Origin of the sequence: Snodgrassella sp. W6238H11 (assembly GCF_016100525.1) — a bacterium.
GTDB lineage: Bacteria > Pseudomonadota > Gammaproteobacteria > Burkholderiales > Neisseriaceae > Snodgrassella > Snodgrassella alvi.
On the sequence record NZ_JACFSH010000002.1, the window covers coordinates 428,365 to 451,981 of the forward strand.

At 41.2% G+C, this 23,617-nt stretch carries 20 protein-coding genes; 4 read left to right on the forward strand and 16 right to left on the reverse strand.

The features are described from left to right. Nucleotides 1-89: 89 nt before the first annotated feature. The 7 genes from rpoD to gmk form a co-directional block, all read right to left on the reverse strand. A complete protein-coding gene (rpoD, locus tag H3V00_RS05315) occupies nucleotides 90-2,045 on the reverse strand; it encodes an RNA polymerase sigma factor RpoD (protein WP_198206862.1) in 1,956 nt (651 codons plus the stop codon). Between the two features lie 60 nt (nucleotides 2,046-2,105). Further along, on the reverse strand, nucleotides 2,106-3,890 hold the full coding sequence (dnaG, locus tag H3V00_RS05320) for a DNA primase (RefSeq protein ID WP_025331053.1): 1,785 nt from the start codon (nucleotides 3,888-3,890) through the stop codon (nucleotides 2,106-2,108). Between the two features lie 82 nt (nucleotides 3,891-3,972). Further along, a complete protein-coding gene (locus H3V00_RS05325) occupies nucleotides 3,973-4,416 on the reverse strand; it encodes a GatB/YqeY domain-containing protein (RefSeq protein WP_198206861.1) in 444 nt (147 codons plus the stop codon). Nucleotides 4,417-4,589: 173 nt separating this feature from the next. Next, nucleotides 4,590-4,802: a 30S ribosomal protein S21 gene (gene rpsU / locus H3V00_RS05330; protein WP_025331051.1), complete on the reverse strand. Its 213-nt coding sequence runs from the start codon at nucleotides 4,800-4,802 to the stop codon at nucleotides 4,590-4,592. A gap of 276 nt (nucleotides 4,803-5,078) precedes the next feature. Next, nucleotides 5,079-7,607 carry a bifunctional (p)ppGpp synthetase/guanosine-3',5'-bis(diphosphate) 3'-pyrophosphohydrolase gene (locus tag H3V00_RS05335; protein ID WP_198206860.1) on the reverse strand — a complete coding sequence of 843 codons (2,529 nt, stop codon included), beginning with the start codon at nucleotides 7,605-7,607 and terminating at the stop codon, nucleotides 5,079-5,081. Nucleotides 7,608-7,622: 15 nt separating this feature from the next. Further along, nucleotides 7,623-7,826 (reverse strand): DNA-directed RNA polymerase subunit omega, encoded by a 204-nt coding sequence (gene rpoZ / locus H3V00_RS05340; RefSeq protein ID WP_025331049.1) that lies wholly within the window; start codon nucleotides 7,824-7,826, stop codon nucleotides 7,623-7,625. A 50-nt stretch (nucleotides 7,827-7,876) separates the two neighbouring features. After that, nucleotides 7,877-8,488 carry a guanylate kinase gene (gene gmk / locus H3V00_RS05345; RefSeq protein WP_198206859.1) on the reverse strand — a complete coding sequence of 204 codons (612 nt, stop codon included), beginning with the start codon at nucleotides 8,486-8,488 and terminating at the stop codon, nucleotides 7,877-7,879. A gap of 157 nt (nucleotides 8,489-8,645) precedes the next feature. On the opposite strand from gmk, the gene H3V00_RS05350 reads away from it, so the two are divergent. The 3 genes from H3V00_RS05350 (at nucleotide 8,646) to H3V00_RS05360 (ending at nucleotide 11,564) form a co-directional block, all read left to right on the forward strand. Next, nucleotides 8,646-10,271 carry a CTP synthase gene (locus H3V00_RS05350; protein WP_198206858.1) on the forward strand — a complete coding sequence of 542 codons (1,626 nt, stop codon included), beginning with the start codon at nucleotides 8,646-8,648 and terminating at the stop codon, nucleotides 10,269-10,271. Nucleotides 10,272-10,418: 147 nt separating this feature from the next. Next, nucleotides 10,419-10,916, forward strand: a complete 498-nt coding sequence (locus H3V00_RS05355; RefSeq protein ID WP_025331046.1) for a DUF3465 domain-containing protein — start codon at nucleotides 10,419-10,421, stop codon at nucleotides 10,914-10,916. A gap of 72 nt (nucleotides 10,917-10,988) precedes the next feature. After that, complete coding sequence (locus tag H3V00_RS05360; RefSeq protein ID WP_025331045.1) at nucleotides 10,989-11,564, forward strand: HdeD family acid-resistance protein; 576 nt, start codon at nucleotides 10,989-10,991, stop codon at nucleotides 11,562-11,564. Nucleotides 11,565-11,662: 98 nt separating this feature from the next. On the opposite strand, the gene H3V00_RS05365 is transcribed toward H3V00_RS05360, so the two are convergent. The 9 genes from H3V00_RS05365 to pilM all read right to left on the reverse strand — a co-directional run bounded on the left by H3V00_RS05365 (nucleotide 11,663) and on the right by pilM (nucleotide 20,785). Continuing rightward, the gene (locus H3V00_RS05365) at nucleotides 11,663-12,856 is read right to left on the reverse strand and encodes an amino acid aminotransferase (protein WP_198206857.1); all 1,194 of its coding nucleotides are present in this window, start codon (nucleotides 12,854-12,856) and stop codon (nucleotides 11,663-11,665) included. Nucleotides 12,857-12,964: 108 nt separating this feature from the next. Then, on the reverse strand, nucleotides 12,965-13,672 hold the full coding sequence (gene trmB, locus H3V00_RS05370; RefSeq protein WP_198206856.1) for a tRNA (guanosine(46)-N7)-methyltransferase TrmB: 708 nt from the start codon (nucleotides 13,670-13,672) through the stop codon (nucleotides 12,965-12,967). A gap of 61 nt (nucleotides 13,673-13,733) precedes the next feature. Beyond that, complete coding sequence (aroB, locus tag H3V00_RS05375; RefSeq protein ID WP_198206855.1) at nucleotides 13,734-14,816, reverse strand: 3-dehydroquinate synthase; 1,083 nt, start codon at nucleotides 14,814-14,816, stop codon at nucleotides 13,734-13,736. A 6-nt stretch (nucleotides 14,817-14,822) separates the two neighbouring features. After that, a complete protein-coding gene (locus H3V00_RS05380) occupies nucleotides 14,823-15,374 on the reverse strand; it encodes a shikimate kinase (RefSeq protein ID WP_025331041.1) in 552 nt (183 codons plus the stop codon). 239 nt (nucleotides 15,375-15,613) lie between these two features. After that, nucleotides 15,614-17,797 carry a type IV pilus secretin PilQ gene (pilQ, locus tag H3V00_RS05385; RefSeq protein ID WP_198206854.1) on the reverse strand — a complete coding sequence of 728 codons (2,184 nt, stop codon included), beginning with the start codon at nucleotides 17,795-17,797 and terminating at the stop codon, nucleotides 15,614-15,616. 36 nt (nucleotides 17,798-17,833) lie between these two features. Next, entirely contained in the window at nucleotides 17,834-18,373 is a 540-nt protein-coding gene (locus tag H3V00_RS05390) for a pilus assembly protein PilP (protein WP_110414359.1), read from the reverse strand. Nucleotides 18,374-18,424: 51 nt separating this feature from the next. After that, a complete protein-coding gene (locus H3V00_RS05395) occupies nucleotides 18,425-19,075 on the reverse strand; it encodes a type 4a pilus biogenesis protein PilO (RefSeq protein ID WP_025331038.1) in 651 nt (216 codons plus the stop codon). A gap of 14 nt (nucleotides 19,076-19,089) precedes the next feature. Next, nucleotides 19,090-19,737: a PilN domain-containing protein gene (locus tag H3V00_RS05400; protein ID WP_025331037.1), complete on the reverse strand. Its 648-nt coding sequence runs from the start codon at nucleotides 19,735-19,737 to the stop codon at nucleotides 19,090-19,092. A gap of 1 nt (nucleotide 19,738) precedes the next feature. Then, complete coding sequence (gene pilM / locus H3V00_RS05405; RefSeq protein ID WP_157785022.1) at nucleotides 19,739-20,785, reverse strand: type IV pilus biogenesis protein PilM; 1,047 nt, start codon at nucleotides 20,783-20,785, stop codon at nucleotides 19,739-19,741. 180 nt (nucleotides 20,786-20,965) lie between these two features. Between pilM and H3V00_RS05410 the strand changes: the two genes are divergently transcribed. Then, nucleotides 20,966-23,314 carry a penicillin-binding protein 1A gene (locus H3V00_RS05410; protein ID WP_025331035.1) on the forward strand — a complete coding sequence of 783 codons (2,349 nt, stop codon included), beginning with the start codon at nucleotides 20,966-20,968 and terminating at the stop codon, nucleotides 23,312-23,314. Nucleotides 23,315-23,617 lie beyond the last annotated feature (303 nt).

Here is a 23,617-nt window from a genome sequence, read left to right on the forward strand (position 1 = left end):
TTGTAACCAATACAGATGGGTATTGCAAGGTTTTACATAAAAAATCATCCGCTCTTGGCGGATGATTCTGGTTTTAAACTAAAAAATGTTTATTGCTTGTTTTCGTCACTATCAAGAAAGCTTTTCAGCCGGTCAGAGCGGGTAGGGTGGCGCAATTTGCGCAGGGCTTTTGCTTCAATCTGACGGATGCGCTCACGGGTAACATCAAACTGTTTACCCACTTCCTCAAGTGTATGATCGGTATTCATGTCGATACCGAAACGCATGCGCAGTACTTTGGCTTCGCGCGGAGTCAGGCTTTCAAGTACATCTTTGGTTACTTCGCGCAGACTGGAGTACATGGCCGCATCTGCCGGTGCAACATTGTTGGCGTCTTCGATAAAGTCGCCCAGATGAGAATCATCATCATCACCAATCGGAGTTTCCATTGAAATAGGCTCTTTGGCAATTTTCATGATTTTGCGGATTTTGTCTTCCGGCATTTCCATCAGCTCAGCCAGTTTGGCAGAATCAGCTTCTTCGCCGTTTTCCTGCAGATACTGGCGGGAGATACGGTTCATTTTGTTGATGGTTTCAATCATGTGTACCGGAATGCGAATGGTACGCGCCTGATCGGCGATAGAGCGGGTAATTGCCTGACGGATCCACCATGTGGCATAGGTGGAAAATTTATAGCCGCGGCGATATTCAAATTTATCTACGGCTTTCATCAGGCCGATATTACCTTCCTGAATCAGGTCGAGAAATTGCAGACCGCGGTTGGTGTATTTTTTGGCAATGGAAATCACCAGACGCAGGTTGGCCTGAATCATTTCCTGTTTGGCTGCGGCAGTTTCCTGCTCGCTTTTCACCATATTTTTGTTAATCTGTTTAAGCTCATCCAGTGAGATCTGGGCAGACTGCTCCAGATTGGCCAGTTCGGTCTGTTTTTCGATGATGGCATACTGAAAACGGCGCAATGCTTCATTCCATACGCGGTTCAGGGAGAGTTCTTCATCTACCCAGCCCAGGTCGGTAGTACGATTGGTAAAGCTTTTAATAAAATAGTCGCGTTCCATGTGGACGCGGTTCAGGGCAATATCGCGAATCTCGCGTTCAAGCTGTCTTACCTGATTAACGCGCATACGCAGATTGTCGCACAGGCTTTCAATCTGACGGGTAGCGAAACGCACCTGTAGCAGTTGTTCGGCGATTTCCTGCTGTAATTTCAGGTAATCGTCATGGTGACTGCCTTTTTCCTGTAAGGTGGCAACCATGGTATCGTACAGGCTTTGAATACCATCGAAATGTTCGAGTGTTTTCTGGCGCAGTTCTTCAAGGTTGGCTGAAGCGGCCAGTGCTGCACTCTCTTCATCATTTTCTTCATCATCAACGTCTACACTGTTATCACTGTCATCAGTAATTTCGGTGTCTTCGTTTTTGGTATCCAGACCAATGCCCAGTTCATCCAGCAGCTCTTCATGCGGGTCGACAATGGCTTCGACTATTTCGTCTACTTTGATTTCATCTTTGCGCACTGCATCAATCAGAGCAAGTATTTCTGCTACTGATCCCGGACATGCTGAAATGGCCTGAATCATGTTACGCAAGGCATTTTCGATTTTTTTGGCGATGATGATTTCATCTTCACGGGTCAGCAGGTCTACCTGTCCCATTTCACGCATATACATGCGTACCGGATCGGTGGTTCGTCCGAATTCGTTGTCGGCATTGGATAGTGCTGCTTCTGCTTCTGCTACTGCATCGTCGTCGGTCATGTTGGCAGTGTTGTCGCCCATGAGCAGACTTTCGGCATCAGGAGCTTCTTCTGTAACCTGAATACCCAGACCGGAGATCATCGATACAATGTTGTCAATCTGATCGGCGTCAGACATTTCGTCGGGCAGGGCATCATTGATTTCGGCGTAGGTAATATAACCGCGCTCTTTACCCTGAATAATCAGCTGGCGCAGGCGGGCACGCTGTTCTTCTGCGGTTAACGGGCGAGTATCATCCTGTTCCTGACTGGTATCAATAGTGGATTTCTTAGGTGTGGAGTTTGCCATATTTTACTCGATGTATTCACAACGACTTTGTCGCTGCAAGCGTTTACAATAACCGCCGGTTTATACTGACGGCATTTTGGACGGACTTAAAAGTAGCAGTAGTAACTGTTTTTCGTCGGCACTTAGTCGCTCATGCTGGAGTTTGCGCTTCAACGCATCAATCTGCTGTGTTTTAAGGTTGTCCAGTAATTTTTGCATGCCCTGTCTGAATGTGGTGCAGTCATCTTCATTGCCTGGCTGCATGACATCCGGTGAGTCCATGTAATCATGAATAATCTGCCGGATAACGGGTTCAAATTCAGTATTACGCATCAGTTCCAGCACGGCACCACTGTTTAACGGGGTAACGGAGGCTTGAATACGTTCAGCCAGCGCGGCGAGGCATGCATAATCGCCGTGCAGGTCCAGATATTCTGGTAATTCTATATATACGGCCCATTGCGGATTTATCAATAGCGCGCGTATCTGCTTTTGCACTAATGACATGACTGGCGGCTGCCGGAAAGTATTGCGGGGTAATTGATAACTTTTCTGTCTGATAGTCTGAGGTCTGGGCAGTTCCTGCCCGAGCAGTTGTGCCAGATTATGTTCATCAATACCTACTTTCCGGCTAAGTTCCTGACGCAGCAGAAAAGAAAGTGCCGGTGCTTTGATTTGCGCCAGTAAAGGACTGGCAGTTTTAATTAGCTCCGCTTTGCCTTCCTGTGTATCCATATCAATATTTTCTGTCAGTACCTGCCAGAAATAGGCTGATAGTGGCAAACTCTGATTGAGTAATGCATCTTCAAATGGTTTTAATCCATAGCTGCGTACGTAACTGTCAGGATCGTGTTCGGCCGGTAAGAACAGAAAGTGTAAAATTTTGTCGTCTTTTAACTGCGGTAAGGCATTTTCTAAAGCCCGCCAGGCTGCTTTTTTACCTGCGCTGTCGCCGTCAAAGCAAAAATAGATATGATCGCTTTGCCGCATCAGTAAGCGCACATGTTCGGCGGTGGTAGCTGTACCAAGTGCGGCTACTGCATAGCCCAGACCAAACTGCGCCAGAGCAACTACGTCCATATAACCTTCTACTACCAGTACACGCTGTGCTTCTTTAATGGCAGCACGTGCTTCATACAGTCCATACAGATTACGCCCTTTATCAAACAAGGGAGTTTCAGGTGAATTAAGATATTTAGGTTCGCCTGAATCCAGAATGCGCGCACCAAACCCGATAATCTGACCGCGGGTACTGCGGATTGGAAACATAATACGGTTACGGAACCGGTCGTAATGGCGGTCGTCTTTGGTGATGACCATACCGCTGTTTACCAGTGCATTGCTTGGATAGGGCTGGAATACTTTTGCCAGTGCCTGCCAGTCATCAGGTGCATATCCCAAACCATAATGAAGAATGATTTCATCGCTCAGCCCGCGCTGCTGTAAGTAATTCTGAGCACTTGGCGAGGTTTTAAGTTGTTGCTGGTAAAAGGTGGCGGCATCAGCTGTGGTTTGTTCCAGTGTCTGCTGTTGCTGTTTAAGGGCTTTATGTGCCTGTGAGTTGTTGTTGCCGATCTGTCTGGGTACGGTCATTCCGATCCGGTCGGCCAGAAACTGCACAGCTTCCTGAAAGCTTAATCCTTGATATTCCATGATAAAGCCAATGGCTGAACCATGTACGCCGCAGCCAAAGCAATGATAGAACTGTTTGCTGGGGCTGACAGAAAAGGAAGGAGATTTTTCTTTGTGAAAAGGGCAGCAGGCCATGTAGTTGGCACCGCTTTTTTTTAACGGTACAAACTCTTCAATTACATCGACGACATCAATTTTATTTAATAATTCGTCAATAAATTCACTGGGAATCATGCCAACTATGCCTGCTATCTTCAATATGAAAGATTGGAAAACGGTCTTTCTGATCTGCTGTTATGGTTAATGCAGATAACTTTTAGTTCAAAAGCTGTTTGATTTTTTTGCTGACTTCACTCATGTCAGCTTTACCGGCCAGTGTTTTTTTCAGTACACCCATAACTTTACCCATATCACTTGGCTGCGCAGCGCCTGTGCTGGTTATGGCTTCTTTAATTGCTGCGTCAATTTCAGCTTCGTCGAGCATTTTCGGCAGATAATTCTGCAGCAGATCGATTTCTGACTGTTCTTTTTCTGCCAGATCAGTTCTGCGAGCCTCGGTATACATGCGTACAGACTCTTTGCGCTGTTTAACCATTTTGCTGATAATAGCTGTGAAGCGTGTATCGTCTACTTCGATTCGTTCATCTACTTCGATCTGTTTTATTGCAGCCAGTGCCATTCGAATGGTGGACAGGGTAGCTGAATCATGATTGCGCAAGGCAGTTTTCATATCTTCTTGCAGTTGTTGTTTCAGGCTCATAATATTGCTCGCAATAAATAAAAATTAAATTAGTTTAGTATGATACTGCTAAAATTGCGGTGCTTCAGATAGTTATTTCTGTAAAATGCAAATACCGCAAGCAATAGCCTGCGGTATTGTTTTCAATTGTATTTATTTCCGGTTACCAGAAAATGATAAACCGGAGCTACCAATTAATAGAATTTTGGTGGCAATTGCTGGCTGCGCAAGCGTTTCTGTAAACGTTTTACGGCTGCTGCTTTTTTACGCTTACGTTCAGTAGTTGGTTTTTCGTAAGCTTCACGAGCACGCAGTTCGGTCATTAGACCGGTTTTTTCAACAGAGCGTTTAAAGCGACGCATCGCAACTTCAAAAGGTTCATTTTCTTTTACACGTACAGAAGGCATGTTTTTTCCTGAATAAATGAGTTCTGATGCTGATTACTATATTAATCAGCTAAATATTTAAATGTTGCCACTTAGGGCTAGGGCGGTGTTTACGGTACCGCACAACCGTTTACAACATCACCTCCTAAGGTGTAAATGATGGCTATATCTGTAATAAACAAAGTAATAACAGACATAGGTTTATTTTAAAAATAAGGCAGAATTATGTCTGATTAAATATCGTTCGTCAAGATGATATTTAACGGATATATATGAATATTTATCAGGAAAGATTGTTCAGACGCGGTTTACGCGGCGAATCTGAGGTACAGAGTGCAGATCCCGGGTAATCTGGTTCAGCTGGTCTAGATCTTTTACCTGTAAAACAAAGCGAAATTCGATAAATCCCTCAATGCCTTCAAGTTTTTTCGATGTTGTTTCAACCGACTTGATATCTCCGCCATTGGAGGAAATCGCCTGAGCAATAGTGGCCAGTAAGCCATGACTGTCGATTGCATTCAGACACAGTGTTGTTTGATAGTTGCTTGCCTGCATAATATCCCAGTTAGCATCAAGCTGAAGCTCAGGATCTGTTTTCAGAATGGTGTTGCAAGTGTCACGATGAATAATGATTCCCTGATCTTTGATTAATAGGGCTTTAATAGTATCGCCGGGAATAGGGTGGCAGCATTTGGCCAGATGAATATGGGTAGATTCATTGCCGGTAAGATTAATGGGTGCCAGTTTAATAGTGTTGTTAAAGTGTTCTCCGGCCAGCTCTGCGATGTGCATGGCTATGGAAACCGGTTGCAACAATCCCATACCAACTTCGCACAGGATATTTTCAAAGGAAGTATTTTTCTGTTGTAAATCGGCCAGATATTTATCTTTCAGGCTGTCTGAAAGTAAAACGTTTTCCGGTAACAGGCTGGAGAGTGCTTTTTGTAATAATTTCTCACCCAGACGGATAGCATCTGAGCGATTCATTTTTTTAATCTGGCTGCGAATGGCACTGCGTGCATGGCTGGAAACGGCAAAATCAAGCCATGCCGGGGTAGGATGACCATTGCTGGAGGTAATGATTTCTACTGTATCACCAGTGTGCAGTCGGGTGCGTAATGGCATAAGATTGTGATTAATACGTGCTGAAACAGTGCGATTACCAATGCCGGTGTGGACTGCATAAGCAAAATCCACTGGTGTGGCACCTTCCGGTAAGGTAATGATTTTGCCTTTAGGGGTGAAAACGTATACCTCGTTTGGAAACAGATCAGTTTTTACATGTTCAAAGAATTCAATGGCATTGGCACTATGCGCCTGAATATCAAGTATGCTTTGCAGCCATTGATTAGTACGCATCTGAGCCTGATCAAAGCTATTCTGCTCACCATCTTTGTGCATCCAGTAACTGGCTATACCGCGTTCGGCAATGGTATCCATTTCATGTGTACGAATCTGTACTTCAATTGGCAGACCATACGGGCCTACCAGTATGGTGTGCAGACTTTGGTAACCATTATTTTTAGGAATGGCAATATAATCTTTAATTCTTCCCGGCTTAGGCTTGTAAAGATTATGCAATACACCTAAAGCAGTATAGCAGGCTGGTATATTATTAACGATAACTCTGAATGCATATATATCCATTACGTCGGCAAAGTGGAGATTTTTCCGGCGCATTTTTTCATATATGCTATAAAGATTTTTTTCTCGACCTCTTACCTGTGCCTCGATATTGGCACTAACCAGACGCTGACTGAATGCGCGCAGTACTTTTCCTACCACGTCACGCCGGTTACGCCGGGATGACTGAATAGCTTTGGCAAGAACTTCATAGCGATGCGGATACAAATGCTTGAATGCCAGGTCCTGTAATTCGCGATAAACATGGTTTAATCCGATGCGATTGGCCAGCTGCGCATAGATTTCCATGGTTTCCTGAGCAATACGTCTTCGGCTAGCTGGTTTTTTTGCTGACAGTGTGCGCATATTGTGCAGCCGGTCTGACAGCTTGACAATGATCACCCGTACGTCCTGTGTCATTGCCATAATAAGCTTGCGGAAACTTTCAGCCTGTGCTTCCTGTTGGCTGTTATATTCCAGCTTTTCCAGTTTCGATAGACCGTCAACCATATTGGCTATGGTTTCTCCGAATACGGCTATAATTTCTTCTTTGGTGGTACCGGTATCTTCCAGCACATCGTGTAATACGCCTGCACATAAAGCCTGAATGTCTACATGCCATTCAGCCAGTTGTGTCGCCACCGCTATAGGGTGGGTAATATAGGGCAGGCCGCTATTGCGAAACTGTCCCTGATGTGCAGTTGCACCGAATTCGCAGGCTTTGCCAAGTAATCGCAGATCATCTTTTCCGAGGTAGGATGCGGTGTGCAATAATTTATTCTGTGCCTCGGCAATAATGGCATGATAGCTGTTTTCTATTTGCTGCTCACAGCATTTAAGTTGTGAGGCAATATCGGTATATGCTGAGATATTAATTTCGTTTAAAATTTTCATCCCCACCTGTCCTAATGCATGGCTTGGCAGGTGAGAATCTGAAGTACCTAAATCTTCAAAAGCAATTTTGATTAAAACGGCAGCAAGAGCCTGTACTCTGTGCAGATTTTGTGCAAGAGATGTAGTAATGGCAAAACTGCGTTCTAGTAATGCAGTTTTGCCAGTTTTGTCTGCAAGAGAATATATATAGGCGCATGCCTGTTCCAGCAATTCCCAGCGTTCTTGTTTATTCAGATATTCTGTATGTGCGAAAAGATTATCTCGCCATTGGTTTACTGGTGGTTTATAAGGCACGCTGGGGGGGTACATGGCTGTTTGCCTGTATTATTTTTGCTGGTTAAGTAATTCTGTTCCGATTTGTCCGCCGGCAATTTCGCGCAAGGCAATGACAGTCGGTTTATCATGATCTTCTTCGACCAGTGCAGTAGCGCCGTTGGCAAGCTGACGGGCGCGTAAAGCAGCTATCATGGTCAGGTCAAAATGATTCGGAATACGTCCGATACAATCTTCTACAGTGATACGAGCCATAATCTGAGTTCCATTCCTGATATCAGGATAAGTAATAAAAGGTAAATAAATTATTTTTCGGATAAAATTTGTATAATTGTCTGGCTTTGTGCTTTGGCACGCAAGCCAACTGAGCGAATAATCGCCAGCAGGTCATTTTCTGCTTGAGTAATCTCTTCATTAACAATCACATAATCGAATAACAGGCTTTGCTCTATTTCTTCACGTGATTTTTCCAACCGGTAGGCTATTACATCTTCACTATCCGTGCCTCTGTTTCGCAGACGTTCGTTCAGCTCAGCCATTGAAGGAGGCAAAATAAAAATGCTGGTGGCTTCCGGTAATAAACGGCGGATCTGTTCAGCACCCTGCACATCTATTTCCAGAATAACGTTATAGCCCTGTTTTGATAATGACTCAACAGCTTTTAAACTGGTGCCGTAATAATTACCATAGACATTTGCATATTCTATGAAAGCATTGGCAGCAATCATTTGCTCAAATTCATCACGGCTGACAAAATGGTAATGAATGCCATTTTGCTCTCCATCTCGCGGCATTCTGGTGGTGTGAGAGATAGAAATACGGATATCAGGCTGACAGGCACTCAGACGTGAAACCAGAGTGGTTTTGCCTGTTCCGGAAGCGGCGGAAACAATGAAAATATGTCCAGATTGCAACATAATAAAAATTTAGCGGTTACGGTGATTAATTATGCCACAACCGTGATTATTGCGCCAATCTGGAGATAATATTCTTACTCTTTATGCGACTGGGCAGTATCTTTCATTTCATGCTATTTTCGGCTAAAATGCTTAATTCAATTTCCTGCTGATTGTCATGACCAAGTTTATTTTTGTAACTGGCGGTGTGGTCTCTTCACTGGGTAAAGGCATTGCCGCTGCGTCTACTGCTGCTATTTTAGAATCCCGTGGTTTAAAAGTAACCATGCTTAAACTGGATCCATATATTAATGTTGATCCGGGTACAATGAGTCCTTTTCAGCATGGGGAAGTATTTGTTACTGATGATGGTGCTGAAACAGATCTGGATCTCGGGCATTACGAGCGCTTTATTGATGCTACGATGCAAAAGCGCAATAATTTTACATCCGGCCAGGTGTATGAAAGTGTAATTCATAAAGAACGCCGTGGTGATTATCTGGGGGGTACGGTTCAGGTTATTCCCCACATTACTGATGAAATCAAACGCAAAATTCATGAAGGTGCTGCCGGTTTCGATGTGGCGATTGTCGAAATTGGAGGTACGGTAGGTGATATCGAGTCTTTGCCTTTTCTGGAAGCCATCAGACAAATGCGCAGCCAGCAAGGGCGAACCAATACTCTTTTTGTTCATCTTTCCTATGTACCGTATATTGCGGCTGCAGGTGAGATAAAAACCAAACCGACCCAGCATTCCGTTAAAGAATTACGTGAAATCGGCATTCAGCCGGATGTACTTATCTGCCGTATGGACCGGCCGATGCCGGAAGAAGAAAAACGTAAGATCGCTTTGTTCTGTAATGTTGAAGAGCGTGCGGTTATAAGCTGTTATGATGTTAACAGCATTTATGAAGTGCCGGCAATGCTTCATGATCAGGGTATTGACAATATTATCTGTGAGCAGCTGCAACTGAATGTTCAGCAGGCCGATCTGACTGCATGGAATAAGATTGTTTATTTAGTACAACATCCGAAACACAAAGTAAAAATTGCCATGGTCGGCAAATATGTCGATTTAACTGAGTCATATAAATCTTTGTCGGAAGCTTTAAAGCATGCTGGTATTCAGACCGAAACTGAAGTAGATATTCATTATATTGATAGTGAAGCTCTGGAAACGGAAGGAACAGGCTGCTTAGAAAATATGGACGCCATACTGGTTCCCGGTGGTTTCGGTACGCGTGGTGTTGAAGGAAAAATCGCTGCTGTTCGTTATGCTCGTGAAAAGCAAATTCCTTATCTGGGTATCTGTCTGGGTATGCAAATCGCGCTGATTGAATATGCACGTGATGTGGCTAATCTGGATGGAGCCAATTCAACTGAATTTGATCTGAAAACCCAGCATCCTGTTGTTGCTTTGATTAGTGAGTGGCAAGACAGGGACGGGCAGATTGAAAAGCGTGATGTTAATACTAATCTTGGCGGTACGATGCGTTTAGGCGCACAAGAAGTTAAACTGGCTGACGGCTCATTGGCGAGAAACATTTATGGTAATGAGTTGATTCGCGAGCGTCATCGTCATCGTTATGAAGTTAATAACTATTATGTGCCACAGTTAGAACAGGCTGGTTTGGTTATTGGCGGTGTATCTACCGGACATGAGCGTTTGGTTGAAACAATTGAATTACCGAATCACCCTTGGTTTTTCGCTTGTCAGTTTCATCCTGAGTTTACTTCAACACCAAAAAATGGCCATCCTTTGTTTACAGCCTTTATTAAAGCAGCATTAGCTTATAAAAAATAAATTATTATAGTTTTTATTAGAATCAGGCTATCCGAGTGCTCGGATAGCCTGATTTTTTTATTTATATCAACATTAATTTTGCTAACGCTGATTACATTTTGTATGATGAAATAAATTGTTACTAATTGCACATCAAAATTTTTACTTATGAAGAAAGTAATTTTGCTGGTTATTGTGGCGCTGGGATTATGGTTGTGGTTGCAAAGCACAACAGACGAACGGCCAAAAAGTCAGGCACAGGAACAGGTAATTAATTCTTTTAAATCTATGCGGCATAGTTTTACTGCTGCACCTGCTGCAAGTAATCCAAAGGAAAGTGTGTCGATTGAGCAAGCTCAAAAAGAAAATCTTGATAAAGTACAGGTATATGGAGAAGGTAAAGTTATTAAAACATTACCTGATGATAATAAAGGCAGTCGTCATCAGCGTTTTATACTGCGTACAGGTACAGATAGTACGGTTTTAATAGTGCATAATATTGATATAGCGCCGAGGCTGAATGATTTGCAGCGTGATGACACAGTTGGCTTTTCAGGTGAATATATCAGTAACAACCGTGGCGGATTAGTCCATTGGACACACCATGATCCAAAGCATCGGCATTATGATGGCTGGCTGTTATATAAAAATAAGCGTTATCAATAGCAATCGTTTATTGATATCTTATCCATTAATATTTTATCATTTAGAAATGGACATTTAATTAAAGGAAATATTGTGAATAATTTTACATTTCGCAGTCCGTTAGCTAATTTACTTTCAAAAAATTGGTGGATAGTACTTTTACGTGGGATTGCTGCATTGATTTTTGGGTTGCTAACGTGGTTCTATCCATTCATAACTATAATGGTCATGGTTATATTCTTCGGTGTTTATGCTTTAATAGATGGTGTAATGGGCGTAATCATTTCTATTAATGGTCGAAAAAGTCATCAGGATTGGTGGTTAATGCTGATTTGGGGTATTGTAAGTATTCTGGCCGGTATCCTGACATTTTTTGTTCCGGGAATTACCTGGCTGGTTTTAATTACATTTATTGCTGCTTGGGCTTTGATATCCGGTATATTCCAAATTATAACTGCAATACGTCTTCGCAAAACTCTTCAGGGTGAATGGTGGATGATTATTGCCGGTATCTTATCGGTTTTGGTGGGTGTTATTCTGTTAATTGATCCAGTGCAGGGCGGTATAGCATTAACCTGGGTAATTGGTGTTTATGCAGCATTATTCGGTGTCATGAATATTGCATTGGCTTTCCGGTTACGCCGGTTTGCTATTCATCAAGTCAATTAAGAAATTTACTTTGTAATTGAATTTATTGTGTTGGTAATACAAATAATGAAACTGGCTGACTAGTTAATAATCAGCCAGTTTCAATGTTCAGACACTAATTACTTTAATACAGCAACCATTGCATTGGCTACGTATTCTATATTACTGCTATTTAATCCAGCCATGCACATACGACCATTTTCAACCATATATACACCAAATTCGCTTTTCAGACGTTCAACTTGCTGCGGATTCAGACCAGTGAAGCTGAACATACCCCGTTGTTTTACAAAATAGCTGAAATCGCGCTCTGGGAATTTTGCTTGTAAGACTTCATGCAAACGGCTGCGCATAGCGCGAATACGATCGCGCATCATATAGACTTCCTGTTCCCACTGCTTGAATAATTGACTATTGTTCATTACACGGTCAACGACATGACCGCCGTGAGCAGGAGGGCTTGAATATAAACGGCGTACAGTAAATTTAAGCTGACTTTGTACAAGACGGGCTTCTTCAGCTGTCGGGCAGACAATACTCAGACCACCCACTCGCTCGCCGTACATTGAAAGATTTTTAGAAAAAGAGTTGCTGATATAAACGCATAAGCCTAAATCAACAGCTTTACGGATAGCATAGGTATCGGTTTCTATATCGTCACCAAAGCCTTGATATGCTATATCCATAAAAGGGATAAGTTGTTTTTGTTTGATAATCTCAAGCAGCTCATCCCATTGTTCTTGGCTTGGGTCTACACCGGTGGGATTATGGCAGCATGGATGTAACAAAATAATATTGCCTGCATCCAGTTGCTGAAGGAATTGTTTTAATTCTGTGAATTTAATGCCAATTGTTTCAGGATCATAGTAGGGGTATTTTAGTACTTCTATGCCTGCACCCTCAAAAATACTGATGTGGTTACCCCAGGTAGGATTGCTGACATAAACTTTTGCCTGAGGAAACCAACGGTGAATAAATTCAGCACCGACGCGCAGGGCACCAGAACCACCAAGGCTGGCAATGGTAGCAACTCGTGCACTTTTAATAGCTTCATGTTCACTGCCAAGTAATAATTTCTGGCAGGCCTGGCGATAACCGGGCAGTCCGTCCATAGGCAGGTAATCATGTGGTAAATTTTCTTTAACCAGTTCCGATTCTACGGTGCTAACGCATTCCAGTACCGGGACATGGCCGGTATCATCACAATAAACGCCAACACCCAAATTTACTTTCTGATTACGTGAATCTTGTTTGTATTGATCCATCAGACCCAGAATGGGATCGCCCGGATAGTATTCGACATTCTGAAACATCTCAGTTCCTTAGAAGACAGCAATATTATTTAACAGAAAAAAGAATTGCCGCAATGCAATCAGGTTGATTGTACCTTAAATGTCTTTACTTTTTATTAATTCTTGATGTTATTTTTTTACAAAAATCAAATCCCACACACCGTGTCCCAGACGTTTTCCGCGTGCTTCAAATTTAGTTTCCGGCCGGTAGGCAGGAGTGGCAGCAAAATCTTCAGCAGTATTTTGTAATTCAGGGAAGCCAGATAGCACTTCAAGCATCTGATCGGCATATTCCTGCCAGTCGGTAGCCAAATGGATATAGCCGATTGGCTTCAGTTTGGGAAGTAATTGGGCAATAAAAGGTATTTGAATCAGGCGTCGTTTATTATGGCGTTTTTTATGCCATGGATCAGGAAAGAAAATATGAATTCCATGCAAACTATTATCATGGAGCATGTAATTGATGACTTCCACCGCATCGTGGCGCATCACCCTTATATTCTGAATATTCTGCTCCTGAATCAGTTTTAGCAGATTACCTACGCCCGGGCCGTGTACATCAATAGCCAGAAAATCACACTCAGGCAGGTTTTGGGCAATTGCAGCTGTTGCTACTCCCATCCCAAAGCCAATTTCCAGAATTTTCGGTGAAGGACGATTGAAAATGGTATCTAAATCAATTTGATTTTGGTCAAAATCAATACCAAATAGTGGCCATTGAGTATCAATGGCGCGTTGCTGGGCAGCTGTCATATGGCCTTGACGAAGAACAAAACTGCGGATGCTGCGTTTATGATCGTGATTATTTTCCGCCTGGAGATCGGATTGATTAGTCATACTTTATCTTGTGTTTAATGTAAAAGTCGATGATAGAATTAGGCGCAGATTCTAACATGCTTCACAAGATATAGGGTTTCAGAGTTGTGGCTAGTGTTTCGGTTACAATATCATCAGCTATCATTGCCTGCCCAAGTTGTTTAAGTGCAACAAAACGTAATTTTCCATCAATTACTTTTTTATCATGGCTCATATGTCCAAGCCATGCCTTAAGTGACATCGCCGGAGGGAGAACGGGTAGCTTGGCCTGATTTAATAATGCAATCACACGCTCCGTATCTTTTTTGTTCAAATAACCCAGTTGCTCAGATAAACGGCAGGCAAGTACTGTACCGGCAGCCACAGCTTCTCCATGCAGCCAGTTACCATAACCCATTTCTGCTTCGATGGCATGACCGAATGTATGTCCCAGATTTAAATAAGCACGGATACCGGCTTCTTTTTCATCGGCACCAACAATTTCAGCTTTCATCTGACAGCAACGATAAACGGCCTCAGCCAGTATTGTTGGACTCTGTGCCATTAATGCGGTGATGTTATTTTCCAGCCATTGAAGAAATTCGATATCACCTAATACGGCATATTTGATTACTTCTGCTAAACCGGCAGAAAATTCACGTGCAGGCAATGTTTGCAAACTGTTTAAGTCAATAAATACGGCTTGGGGCTGATAAAACGCTCCAATCATATTTTTTCCTAAAGGATGATTGATTGCTGTTTTACCGCCAACTGATGAATCTACCTGACTGAGCAGTGTTGTAGGAATCTGGATAAAAGGTGCTCCGCGCTGATAGGTAGCAGCGGCAAAACCTACCATATCGCCAATTACACCTCCTCCTAAGGCCAGTAAGGTGGTTTGACGTTCCGCACGGTTTTGCATCAGACCATCATAAATTAAATTGAGAGTCTCCCAATTTTTATACCGTTCTCCGTCTGGCAGAATAATACTGAAATATTCATGGCCTGCCTGATTCATGATTTGCTGCCATTGAGGTAGATACAATTCAGCAACGGTTACATTGGTAACAATGGCAATTTTATGATTTAAATAAGGAGCAAGAATATTTTGTGCAGATTTCAGCAGATTACTGCCAATAAATATCGGGTACTGGTGTGAAGCAGTTGCAACAGAAAGGGTATACATGATGGGTTATAAAAGAGAGAGTTGTTGAGAGGGGTATCGTAATAATCGAATTAATCGATTAATCGTCCTGGAGCTATAAGGACTGTCTACATCTATTATGGTATGGGCTGTTGCACGATAGATAGGATCACGTACAGTATATAATTCTTGCAATTTTGCCAGAGGATCAGAAACTTGAAGTAGTGGTCGGTTTTTGTCGTGCTGAATTCTGCTTAACAGTATTTCCGGTTGGGCATGCAGATAAACAACGTGACCATTTTGTTGCAGTTTAAGTCGGTTTTCGATTTGTAAAATAGTACCGCCACCAGTGGCAATAACAATATTTTTTTGCTGCACCAGCTCGCTGATAATCGCAGCTTCTCGAAAACGAAAACCGGCTTCTCCTTCAACTTCAAAAATAGTGGGAATAGATACGCCAGTACGTTCACATATTACTTGATCGCTATCATAAAAATCGCGATGTAATTTTGTTGCCAGTTGTTTACCAAGAGTAGTTTTACCTGCTCCCATCAAACCGATCAGAATCAGATTGCCAGCTATATTATCCATGTCTGTCATTGTAACTGAGAGCCGTAGTTTATGCATTAGTAAACTGATGTAGATACTTGATGAATAGCATAATCTGTAAATGAGTATATTTCTGTTTTTCTAACTTTAAAAAATAATAGCGAGAAAAGTAGTTATATTTGATAAATAGAAAATATAACTTTAATAAATGTTTTTTTCCTTGTAGATATTTAATAATTAAAAAGCCAGCCTGTTTTACAGGCTGGCTAAGTTTTTGGTGAAAAGGTTAATTAATATTTCAAAGGTGCGCTAGAAGAATCAACTACCCGAGGTGTAATGAAAACAAGTAATTCATTACGTTGCTGGGTATTCTTTCTGTGTTTAAACAAATTACCAATGCCCGGAATATCACCTAATAAAGGTATTTTATCTATACTATTTTCATTATTTTCATTGTAAATGCCACCAATGATTAATGTTCCACCATTTTCAATCATGGTCTGGGTAACAACATTGCGTTTTTGCATACAGATATCGCCTGAACGAAGTACATCCGGTGCGACATTTGAACAGGCAATCGGACGATCATTCTGTACATTCAATGTCATAATGATATTGCCGTCAGGAGTAATCTGTGGTGTTACTTTCAACCCCAAGACAGCATCTTTGAAACTGGTTGAGGTAGCGCCACTTGAAGTAGCTTCCTGGTACGGAACTTCATAACCTGATTCAATTTTGGCTTCTTTACGGTCCTGAGTTAATACACGGGGTGAAGAAATAATTTTGGTTTTACCTTGAGCCTGCGATGCTGAAAGTTCCAAAGCTAACGCACCTGAAGCAAATTTATGTACCCAGGATACAACGGAAGTAGGATTAGTTACACCCAGATTAATATTTGGAAATCCAAGTTCAAAATTCGGATTACGGGTCGTACCTTTACTATCATCCTGAAGAGAAACTGTACCGCCAATATCAGTATGGGTAGTTCCTCTAGTATAACCGAACTTGGTACCTAATTCACGCGCGAAACTATCTGTAGTTTCAACAATTCTTGCTTCAATTAATACTTGCTGAGAAGAAATATCAACCTGAGCTATCAGTTTTTCAAATTTTTTAATTACACTACTAATATCAGTGATAATTAAAGTGTTAGTTGCCGGATCGAGTAAGGCACTACCACGAGGGCTCAGAATACTTTTACTATCGCTTGAGCTACCGTCATCTGACAAATGCAATATTTTCTTAAAATCCTCTACACTGCGGTATTTAAGCTGGAATGTCTGAGAAATTAACGGACCTAAATCATCCAGTTTCCTTTGTTGTTCAAGAGAGGCAGTATCTCTGGACATGAATTCATCACGCGGAGCAATATTGATAACATTTCCTTCACGACGCATATCAAGATTTCGTGTTTCCATAACCAGATTCAGAGCCTGATCCCAGGGAACATCTTTCAATGAAATGGTCATTTTGCCTTGAACGCTGTCACTGGCGACGATGTTCATGCCAGATTCTTTTGCCAGAATTTGTAAAATAGTGCGGACATCAATATCCTGAAAATCCAGAGATACGCGTTTACCTTTAAATGATTTATTATTAGCTTGTATTCCCTTATTTTCTACATCAAATTTGCGTGAAATCTGCAGGACAAGATTATTGCCACTTGTCATTTGAGTATAGTCCCAGTCACCCTGCATCTGAATGCTAACTTCAGTGTCGTTACCGATTCTGCGTAAACGTATGGCTCGTACCGGTGTACTGAAATCGGTAACATCTAAGTTACGTTGCTGTTCAGTTAATAAGGGAACATTTTTATAGGTTAAAGTAAGAGTCGCAGCGTTACTTTTAATGGTTGGCTGTGCTTTGCCATTCAATCCGATAATGGAAACCACACCATTACCGTTTTTACCTTTTTGAAAATCTACATTAACCGGAACCGGATCAGCAACATTGTAAGCATTATCAGCTATACTGGAAGTCTGACGGTTAACTACTTGTTCAGTTATATTAGGTGCCGGATAAGGTGCATTGAATACCGGAGCAGAATCGGTAGGAACAGAAGCTTGTTTATTTTTTGCTTTGTTTTTAACCGGAAGCGGGTCTTGTACATAAACCCAGACTTCATTACCTTTTATGGTTGCATTATATTGTGCTGCTTTTGATAGTGAAAGCATGATGCGTGTTCGGTCAGCTGTCTGACCAGCTTCAATCTGCTGTAATACAGGATCATCAAATTTAAGCAGATTCTGTGGTACGGTTAAACCGGTACTCGCAAAATCCAGTGCAATACGTGCAGGATTTTCGGTTGTAAAACCACGTGGTAGAGCCGGGTCTTTATCAAAATGAATTTTAATCAATCGTTGTTGATTTTGCAGTGCACCAACATTAATAGCAGTAATATTTCCTGCCATTATACTCTGACTCAGTAAACCCAGACCCAGAGTGGATAAAATAGATATGGTTTTAATTTTCATATTTGGTACCTTTTATTCTTAAATGGGTTACTTGTATCAGTCGTCTTGCTCGGTTGTTTCCGTGGAGGTGCTGTCTGCAGCCTGTAAAGGTAAGCTGGCACGATGTGTTGTCCAGTTACCGTACGAGTCTTCAACTAATTCTGAAATTACAATTTCATCTTGCGTTATTGCCGTAATACGTCCGAAACTTTGTCCGAGATAATTTCCCACATTAACGGTATATACATGTCCGTTTACAGAAATAAATGCAGAAGGAGCTTTACCTGCACCCTTTATCAATCCAACGTAATGTAATTCATCTAATGAAAAATTTTCCAGAATTTGTTTAGGCCGGTTTAAATCTGGTGCATTCGAACCCTGAACCCCGGCCTTAAATCTTGCCGGATCAAAAATATTCAGTTTTGGTTGTACAGGTGGCGTATAAGTAGGCTGAATATTTAACTTGGTTTCATTGGGTTTAACATTCTGAGTTTTTACCTGCTGTCTGGTGTTTTGCATCCATTCATCTAAATCTTCATTTGCTGAAGAACAGGCACCTAATGCAAAAAGACCAAGAAAAAGTAAATATTTATTCATAATTTATCCGTTGCATATATGTTATAAAGTACTGTTTTACAGAAACTAGGCTTATTTTTTATCATTGTTCTGTGCTTTTATTTCTGCATCGGTTAGTGCTTTATAGGTATTGGCAACCGCGTTCAAAGTAAGCGTATTATCTTTTTCATTCCGTTTGATAACAATTGAGTTCAACGTTACGATTCGTGATAATTTTCCTACATCGCGGAGAAACTGGCTAATCTGATTGTAATTGCCTGTCAGGGTAATGTTGTAAGGTAATGTTTGAATTACCTGCAGTTCAGACTTTTTGTCAGTTTGATTATCTGATTCAGTATTTTGGACCTGAGCAGGTGTTACACTGTCCATATTTAGTCCGTTTTTGGTTGCGCATTCATGTAATTCCTGAATCAGATTCGGAATTTCAGCCTGTGTTGGCAACTGCTTTAATAATATATTAAATGAGCCATTAATAGAATCCAGTTCTGCTTTTAAAGCATCCAGATGAGCTGCCTGTCTGCTTTTTTCCGTATATGTCTGTTTCAGTGTTTCTTCTTCCTGCCGCAGCTGACTGATTTGTTCATTTAAACCACTGTAAACAAAGAAGTAGGCGAGAATTAGAATAATAACAATGATTGCTCCGGCAATACCTAATTGTATAGGCTTACTTTGCTGAGGTAGGGAGTTTAAATTAATTGCTTTCAAATCAATATTTTTTGCCATGTTCAACTGCTCCTTCAGTTTGATGCGGCTGCTGCATCAGACGCTGCCTCATTTTGATCTGCAGTATCTCTTGGGATTGGATTAGTATTCTGATTTGCCTGAGTAATGTCATATGGTTGCCCAATATTGCTATTCAGAGAAATACGAATGCTGAATTCTTGTACATTATTTACCCGTTTAATATTGAGTAATTCTGGAGTGCTGAATAATTGTCCTGGTATTGCATTCATAAATGCAGCAGTTTTAGCGTCACTGAATGCTTTACCATTGACTATGTAGGTAGAGGAATTCTGAGCTTCAATACTGGTTATGTACAATCCCATAGGTGCTACGGTATTTAATGTATCCAGTATACGCGCGGCTTCAAATCGTTTGTTTGATAGTTCTTCAACTTTTTCCTGTCGCGCGATAAAGTTCTTACGTTCTTCCTGCAGCTTGGAAATTTCTGCTATTTCTGAATCCAGTTTTTTAATACCGTTCTCTAAAACCAGATTACGGCTTTCCTGGCTGCTTACTCTGCTTTCAACAGCCAGATAGCCGAGGAAAGCCAGACCGAACCCAATTAGAGCAGCTCCGGCTAATAATGTCTGAAATTGCTTTTTTTGCTTGGCTTGTAATGCTTCGCGGTAAGGCAGCAGGTTAATTTTTAATAAAGGTAACATCTTATAATCCTCTTATAGCCAGACCAAATGGAACGGTTAATAAACTGCTGTCTTGAAGTAATTTCGTCTGTGGGATGTTATCACTTGGCTGTGCCAGTAATACAGGGTTGATTTGCTGTGCAGGTATACGTGTTTGCTGAGTAATATTTTCAGTAAATTCATTAGCACCTTTATTGCCATAGCCGAAAATCAGGATTTCATCAATTTCATTTTCCTGACTGGCTGAAGTAAAGTAAAACTGCAATACCCTCTGTATTTCCTGAATAAACTGTTGCTGGAACGGCTGTGCCACAGCTGTATTGTAATCTTCAGGTTTGGATGGATTATAAAGCATGTCCCATGCTTCTTCTTCGGTAAACTGATAATTGCGTCTTAAAGACTGCATCAAATGATCATAGCCAAGATTAATTTCCTGTTTGTAGAGTAACTTACCGTGGCACATGATAATTGCCTGAGTTTCACTATAATCAATGTTGAAGACAGCAACACATTTATTGGTAAGTTCCGGTTGTCTAAAATTAATCCATGTGATGGCACTATTCATTATCGCCATTAAATCTACATCCATCTGGCTGGGTATTATTCCGGCATCAGTATAGACATCCATCAGTATATTTACATCATCCCGCTTACCATTAACCAGCAAAAGACATTCTTTTCCCTGATCGTTTGTATCAATCTTCTGATAATCATAACTGACTTCATCCAGAGAGTCATATTGACTCAGTTCAGCCATAATTTGTTCTTCTTCGGTATACTCTGTATCCAGATCACGGTCGAGGAATTGGACTGACACCTGCTTTTGTGAAATTGCCGCTGTAATGTTCCGGCAATTACTTTGTAGTTTTTGTTTTGCCTGTTGTAGGTAAGCAACAAGTTCTTCATGATTTTCTATACTGCCATTACCTACAATATTTTTTGGTAGAGGGACAACAACGTATTTTTCGAGACGAAATTGATTTAAACTGCGTGCATTTAATAGCACCATATTAATGCTTTTATCAGTAATACTGATACCAAGACTTTGTCTCGAGGATGTTGTGGCCACCTTCTTATTCTTTGAATTTATTTTGAAATTATTCAGTTTCATGAAAGGGCTTTCTGTCTGTTTATCAAACGGGTAATGTCGGGTGTTGAAAATTACTGTTCTGTGTTGCTAACAAAATTAAGACCAAAGTTTACTTTATTTTGGATATATTTCGCAGCCTTAAATGAAAATTAGTTGATTATGATTAGAAAATTATTACTTTCAACCGTAGGTTTGCTTGCCGGGCTGGCGCTTTTTGCTGTCGGTTTGCTGGCAGTAGCGATTATGGTTACCTATCCGAAGCTGCCTTCTCTGGAAGCAGTGACGCATTATCAACCCAAACTGCCGCTTACAATTTATTCGGCAGATAATAAACTGCTGGGGCAGTTTGGAGAGGAAAAACGTGCTTTTACAAGAATCAATGACTTTCCTCAGGTGCTGAAAGATGCAGTGGTAGCCGCTGAAGATAAACGTTTTTATGATCATGGCGGAGTCGATTTTATTGGTGTAACCCGTGCTTTGATTACAAATCTAACTGGTGGTGTGCAATCTGGTGCCAGTACGATTACTCAGCAGGTAGCACGTAATTTTTATCTGACTAATGAGCGCACCTATACGCGTAAATTTAATGAAGCGCTTCTTGCTTACAAGATTGAACAGAAATTAAGTAAAGATCAGATTCTTGAGCTTTATTTTAATCAGATTTATCTGGGGCAGCGTGCTTATGGGTTTGCTGCCGCTTCTCTTGTTTATTTTAATAAGCCGGTACAAAAACTGGACTTGGCAGAAGCAACGATTTTGGCTGGTTTACCTAAGGCTCCTTCCACCTTTAATCCTGTTGTAAATCCGCAACGGGCTAAAATGCGCCAGCGTTATATTCTCAATAATATGGTGGAAATGGGCAAAATTACACAAGCTCAGGCTGATGCTGCTTTTGCAGAACCATTAAATTACGTTCATTATCAACAACCTATAGATCAGAATGCGCTCTATGTTGCTGAAATGGTTCGCCAGCAAATGTATGAAAAATATGGTGATGCAGCCTATACACAGGGGTTTCGCGTTTATACAACAGTCAATTCACAGGATCAGGCTGTAGCAACTGAAGCATTGCGTAAAACATTGAATAATTTTGATAGAGGTTCGGCTTACCGTGGAGCGGAAGGATTTTTTGACCTGAGTAAAATCCCGGAAGATATTCGTGATGAGCAGATAGAACAGTATCTGGCAAATCGTTCTGCTGTAGACGGTATGTTGCCGGCTGTAGTAACTGAACTTGGTTCAAATTCAATTGTGGTGTACATAGGTGGTGTAGGTGAAAGCAGAATTAGCGGTAGTAGTTATAACTGGATTAAACGAACCATTAATAATGCGAAACTGGATGACGCTGCCGTACGTGTGGGCTCAGTAGTACATGTACGAGGTGATGGTAAGAGTTATCGAATTGTACAGCAGCCGGAGCTTCAGGGGGCGATTGTTGCTCTGGATGCTCAGACTGGAGCTGTAAAAGCTTTGGTAGGTGGTTATGATTTTTATCGTCGAAGTTTTAACCGTGTGACTCAGGCCAAACGTCAGCCTGGTTCTTCTTTTAAGCCTTTTATTTATTCAGCAGCTATTGCTAAAGGCTTCACGCCGGCGACGGTGGTAAATGATGCTCCGATTGTTATGCCGGGAATGGGTGCAGGCGGGCGTGCTTGGACACCTAAAAACTCAGACGGTCGTTATGCTGGGTTTATCACGTTACGTCAAGCCTTAACTGCATCCAAAAATATGGTTTCAATCCGTATACTGATGGCTATGGGTGTTGACTATGCCAGACAATATGTCCAGCATTTTGGTTTTCGTCTGGATCAGATTCCGAATAGTCTATCCATGGCACTTGGCAGTGGTGAGGTAACGCCAATGCAGATGGCTGAAGGTTATGCTATTTTTGCTAATGGTGGTTTTAAAGTTTCCAATTATGTGATTGACCGGATTTATGACAGTCGTGGTAACCTGCGTGCGCAAATGCAACCATTAGTTGCTAAGCAAAATGCGCCACAGGCTATTGATCCGCGCAATGCATTCATTTTATATCACATGATGATGGATGTAGTTAATCATGGTACTGCTTATAGTGCACACGCACTTGGGCGTAGCGATATTGCAGGTAAAACGGGTACAACTAATGATAATAAGGATGCTTGGTTCGTAGGCTTTAATCCGAACATCGTTAGCGCAGTTTATATAGGATATGATCGTCCGCGCAGTATGGGGCGTTCAGCTTTTGGGGGTACAATTGCTGTACCGGTATGGCTGGAATATATGCGTTATGCATTAAAAGGTAAACCTATAGTTAATACACCTGTTCCAGCTGGTATTATTCAGAAATCCGGAGAATATTTTCTTAAAGAACATCAGACAACTAATCCTGATTTGCCATTGGATAATCGTGCTGACGGACCGGTAACGGCCAAAACGAATGGTAAAAGTGGTGATGTTGATGATGCTGGAGAAGTACCAGTTGTCCCCAAATCTGGTACTAATAGTCAGTTAGACTCATTATTTTAAAATTTTATATTAATAAAATTGTAATTTACTAAAATGGGCAATCATTCGGATTGTCCATTTTTATTAACTGTTGAAATATAAATATATTAAATCATTAATATTTAATTAATTAATAATGTTCTTAAAATTCAATGTGTAAAATATATTTTTAAATATATAAATTTGAATTTGGGAATAGTATATCTATAAATATATAAAAATTATATCAATAGTTTGTTTTAAATTTGTCATATTGTTTGGTGTAATTGCATAACATTGAGTTACAATGTTTAAACAAATTATCACAATTTTTAAAATAAATTT

Bases quoted from the DNA above. Each gene is read 5' to 3' on its own strand.
- dnaG (WP_025331053.1), bottom strand. From the start codon at position 3,890: ATGATTCCCAGTGAATTTATTGACGAATTATTAAATAAAATTGATGTC.
- H3V00_RS05325 (WP_198206861.1), bottom strand. From the start codon at position 4,416: ATGAGCCTGAAACAACAACTGCAAGAAGATATGAAAACTGCCTTGCGC.
- H3V00_RS05390 (WP_110414359.1), bottom strand. From the start codon at position 18,373: ATGAATAAATATTTACTTTTTCTTGGTCTTTTTGCATTAGGTGCCTGT.
- H3V00_RS05350 (WP_198206858.1), top strand. From the start codon at position 8,646: ATGACCAAGTTTATTTTTGTAACTGGCGGTGTGGTCTCTTCACTGGGT.
- H3V00_RS05380 (WP_025331041.1), bottom strand. From the start codon at position 15,374: ATGACAGACATGGATAATATAGCTGGCAATCTGATTCTGATCGGTTTG.
- rpsU (WP_025331051.1), bottom strand. From the start codon at position 4,802: ATGCCTTCTGTACGTGTAAAAGAAAATGAACCTTTTGAAGTTGCGATG.
- pilQ (WP_198206854.1), bottom strand. From the start codon at position 17,797: ATGAAAATTAAAACCATATCTATTTTATCCACTCTGGGTCTGGGTTTA.
- H3V00_RS05410 (WP_025331035.1), top strand. From the start codon at position 20,966: ATGATTAGAAAATTATTACTTTCAACCGTAGGTTTGCTTGCCGGGCTG.
- H3V00_RS05335 (WP_198206860.1), bottom strand. From the start codon at position 7,607: ATGTACCCCCCCAGCGTGCCTTATAAACCACCAGTAAACCAATGGCGA.
- gmk (WP_198206859.1), bottom strand. From the start codon at position 8,488: ATGTTGCAATCTGGACATATTTTCATTGTTTCCGCCGCTTCCGGAACA.
- rpoD (WP_198206862.1), bottom strand. From the start codon at position 2,045: ATGGCAAACTCCACACCTAAGAAATCCACTATTGATACCAGTCAGGAA.
- trmB (WP_198206856.1), bottom strand. From the start codon at position 13,672: ATGACTAATCAATCCGATCTCCAGGCGGAAAATAATCACGATCATAAA.
- H3V00_RS05365 (WP_198206857.1), bottom strand. From the start codon at position 12,856: ATGTTTCAGAATGTCGAATACTATCCGGGCGATCCCATTCTGGGTCTG.
- rpoZ (WP_025331049.1), bottom strand. From the start codon at position 7,826: ATGGCTCGTATCACTGTAGAAGATTGTATCGGACGTATTCCGAATCAT.
- H3V00_RS05395 (WP_025331038.1), bottom strand. From the start codon at position 19,075: ATGGCAAAAAATATTGATTTGAAAGCAATTAATTTAAACTCCCTACCT.
- H3V00_RS05400 (WP_025331037.1), bottom strand. From the start codon at position 19,737: ATGTTACCTTTATTAAAAATTAACCTGCTGCCTTACCGCGAAGCATTA.
- aroB (WP_198206855.1), bottom strand. From the start codon at position 14,816: ATGTATACCCTTTCTGTTGCAACTGCTTCACACCAGTACCCGATATTT.
- H3V00_RS05355 (WP_025331046.1), top strand. From the start codon at position 10,419: ATGAAGAAAGTAATTTTGCTGGTTATTGTGGCGCTGGGATTATGGTTG.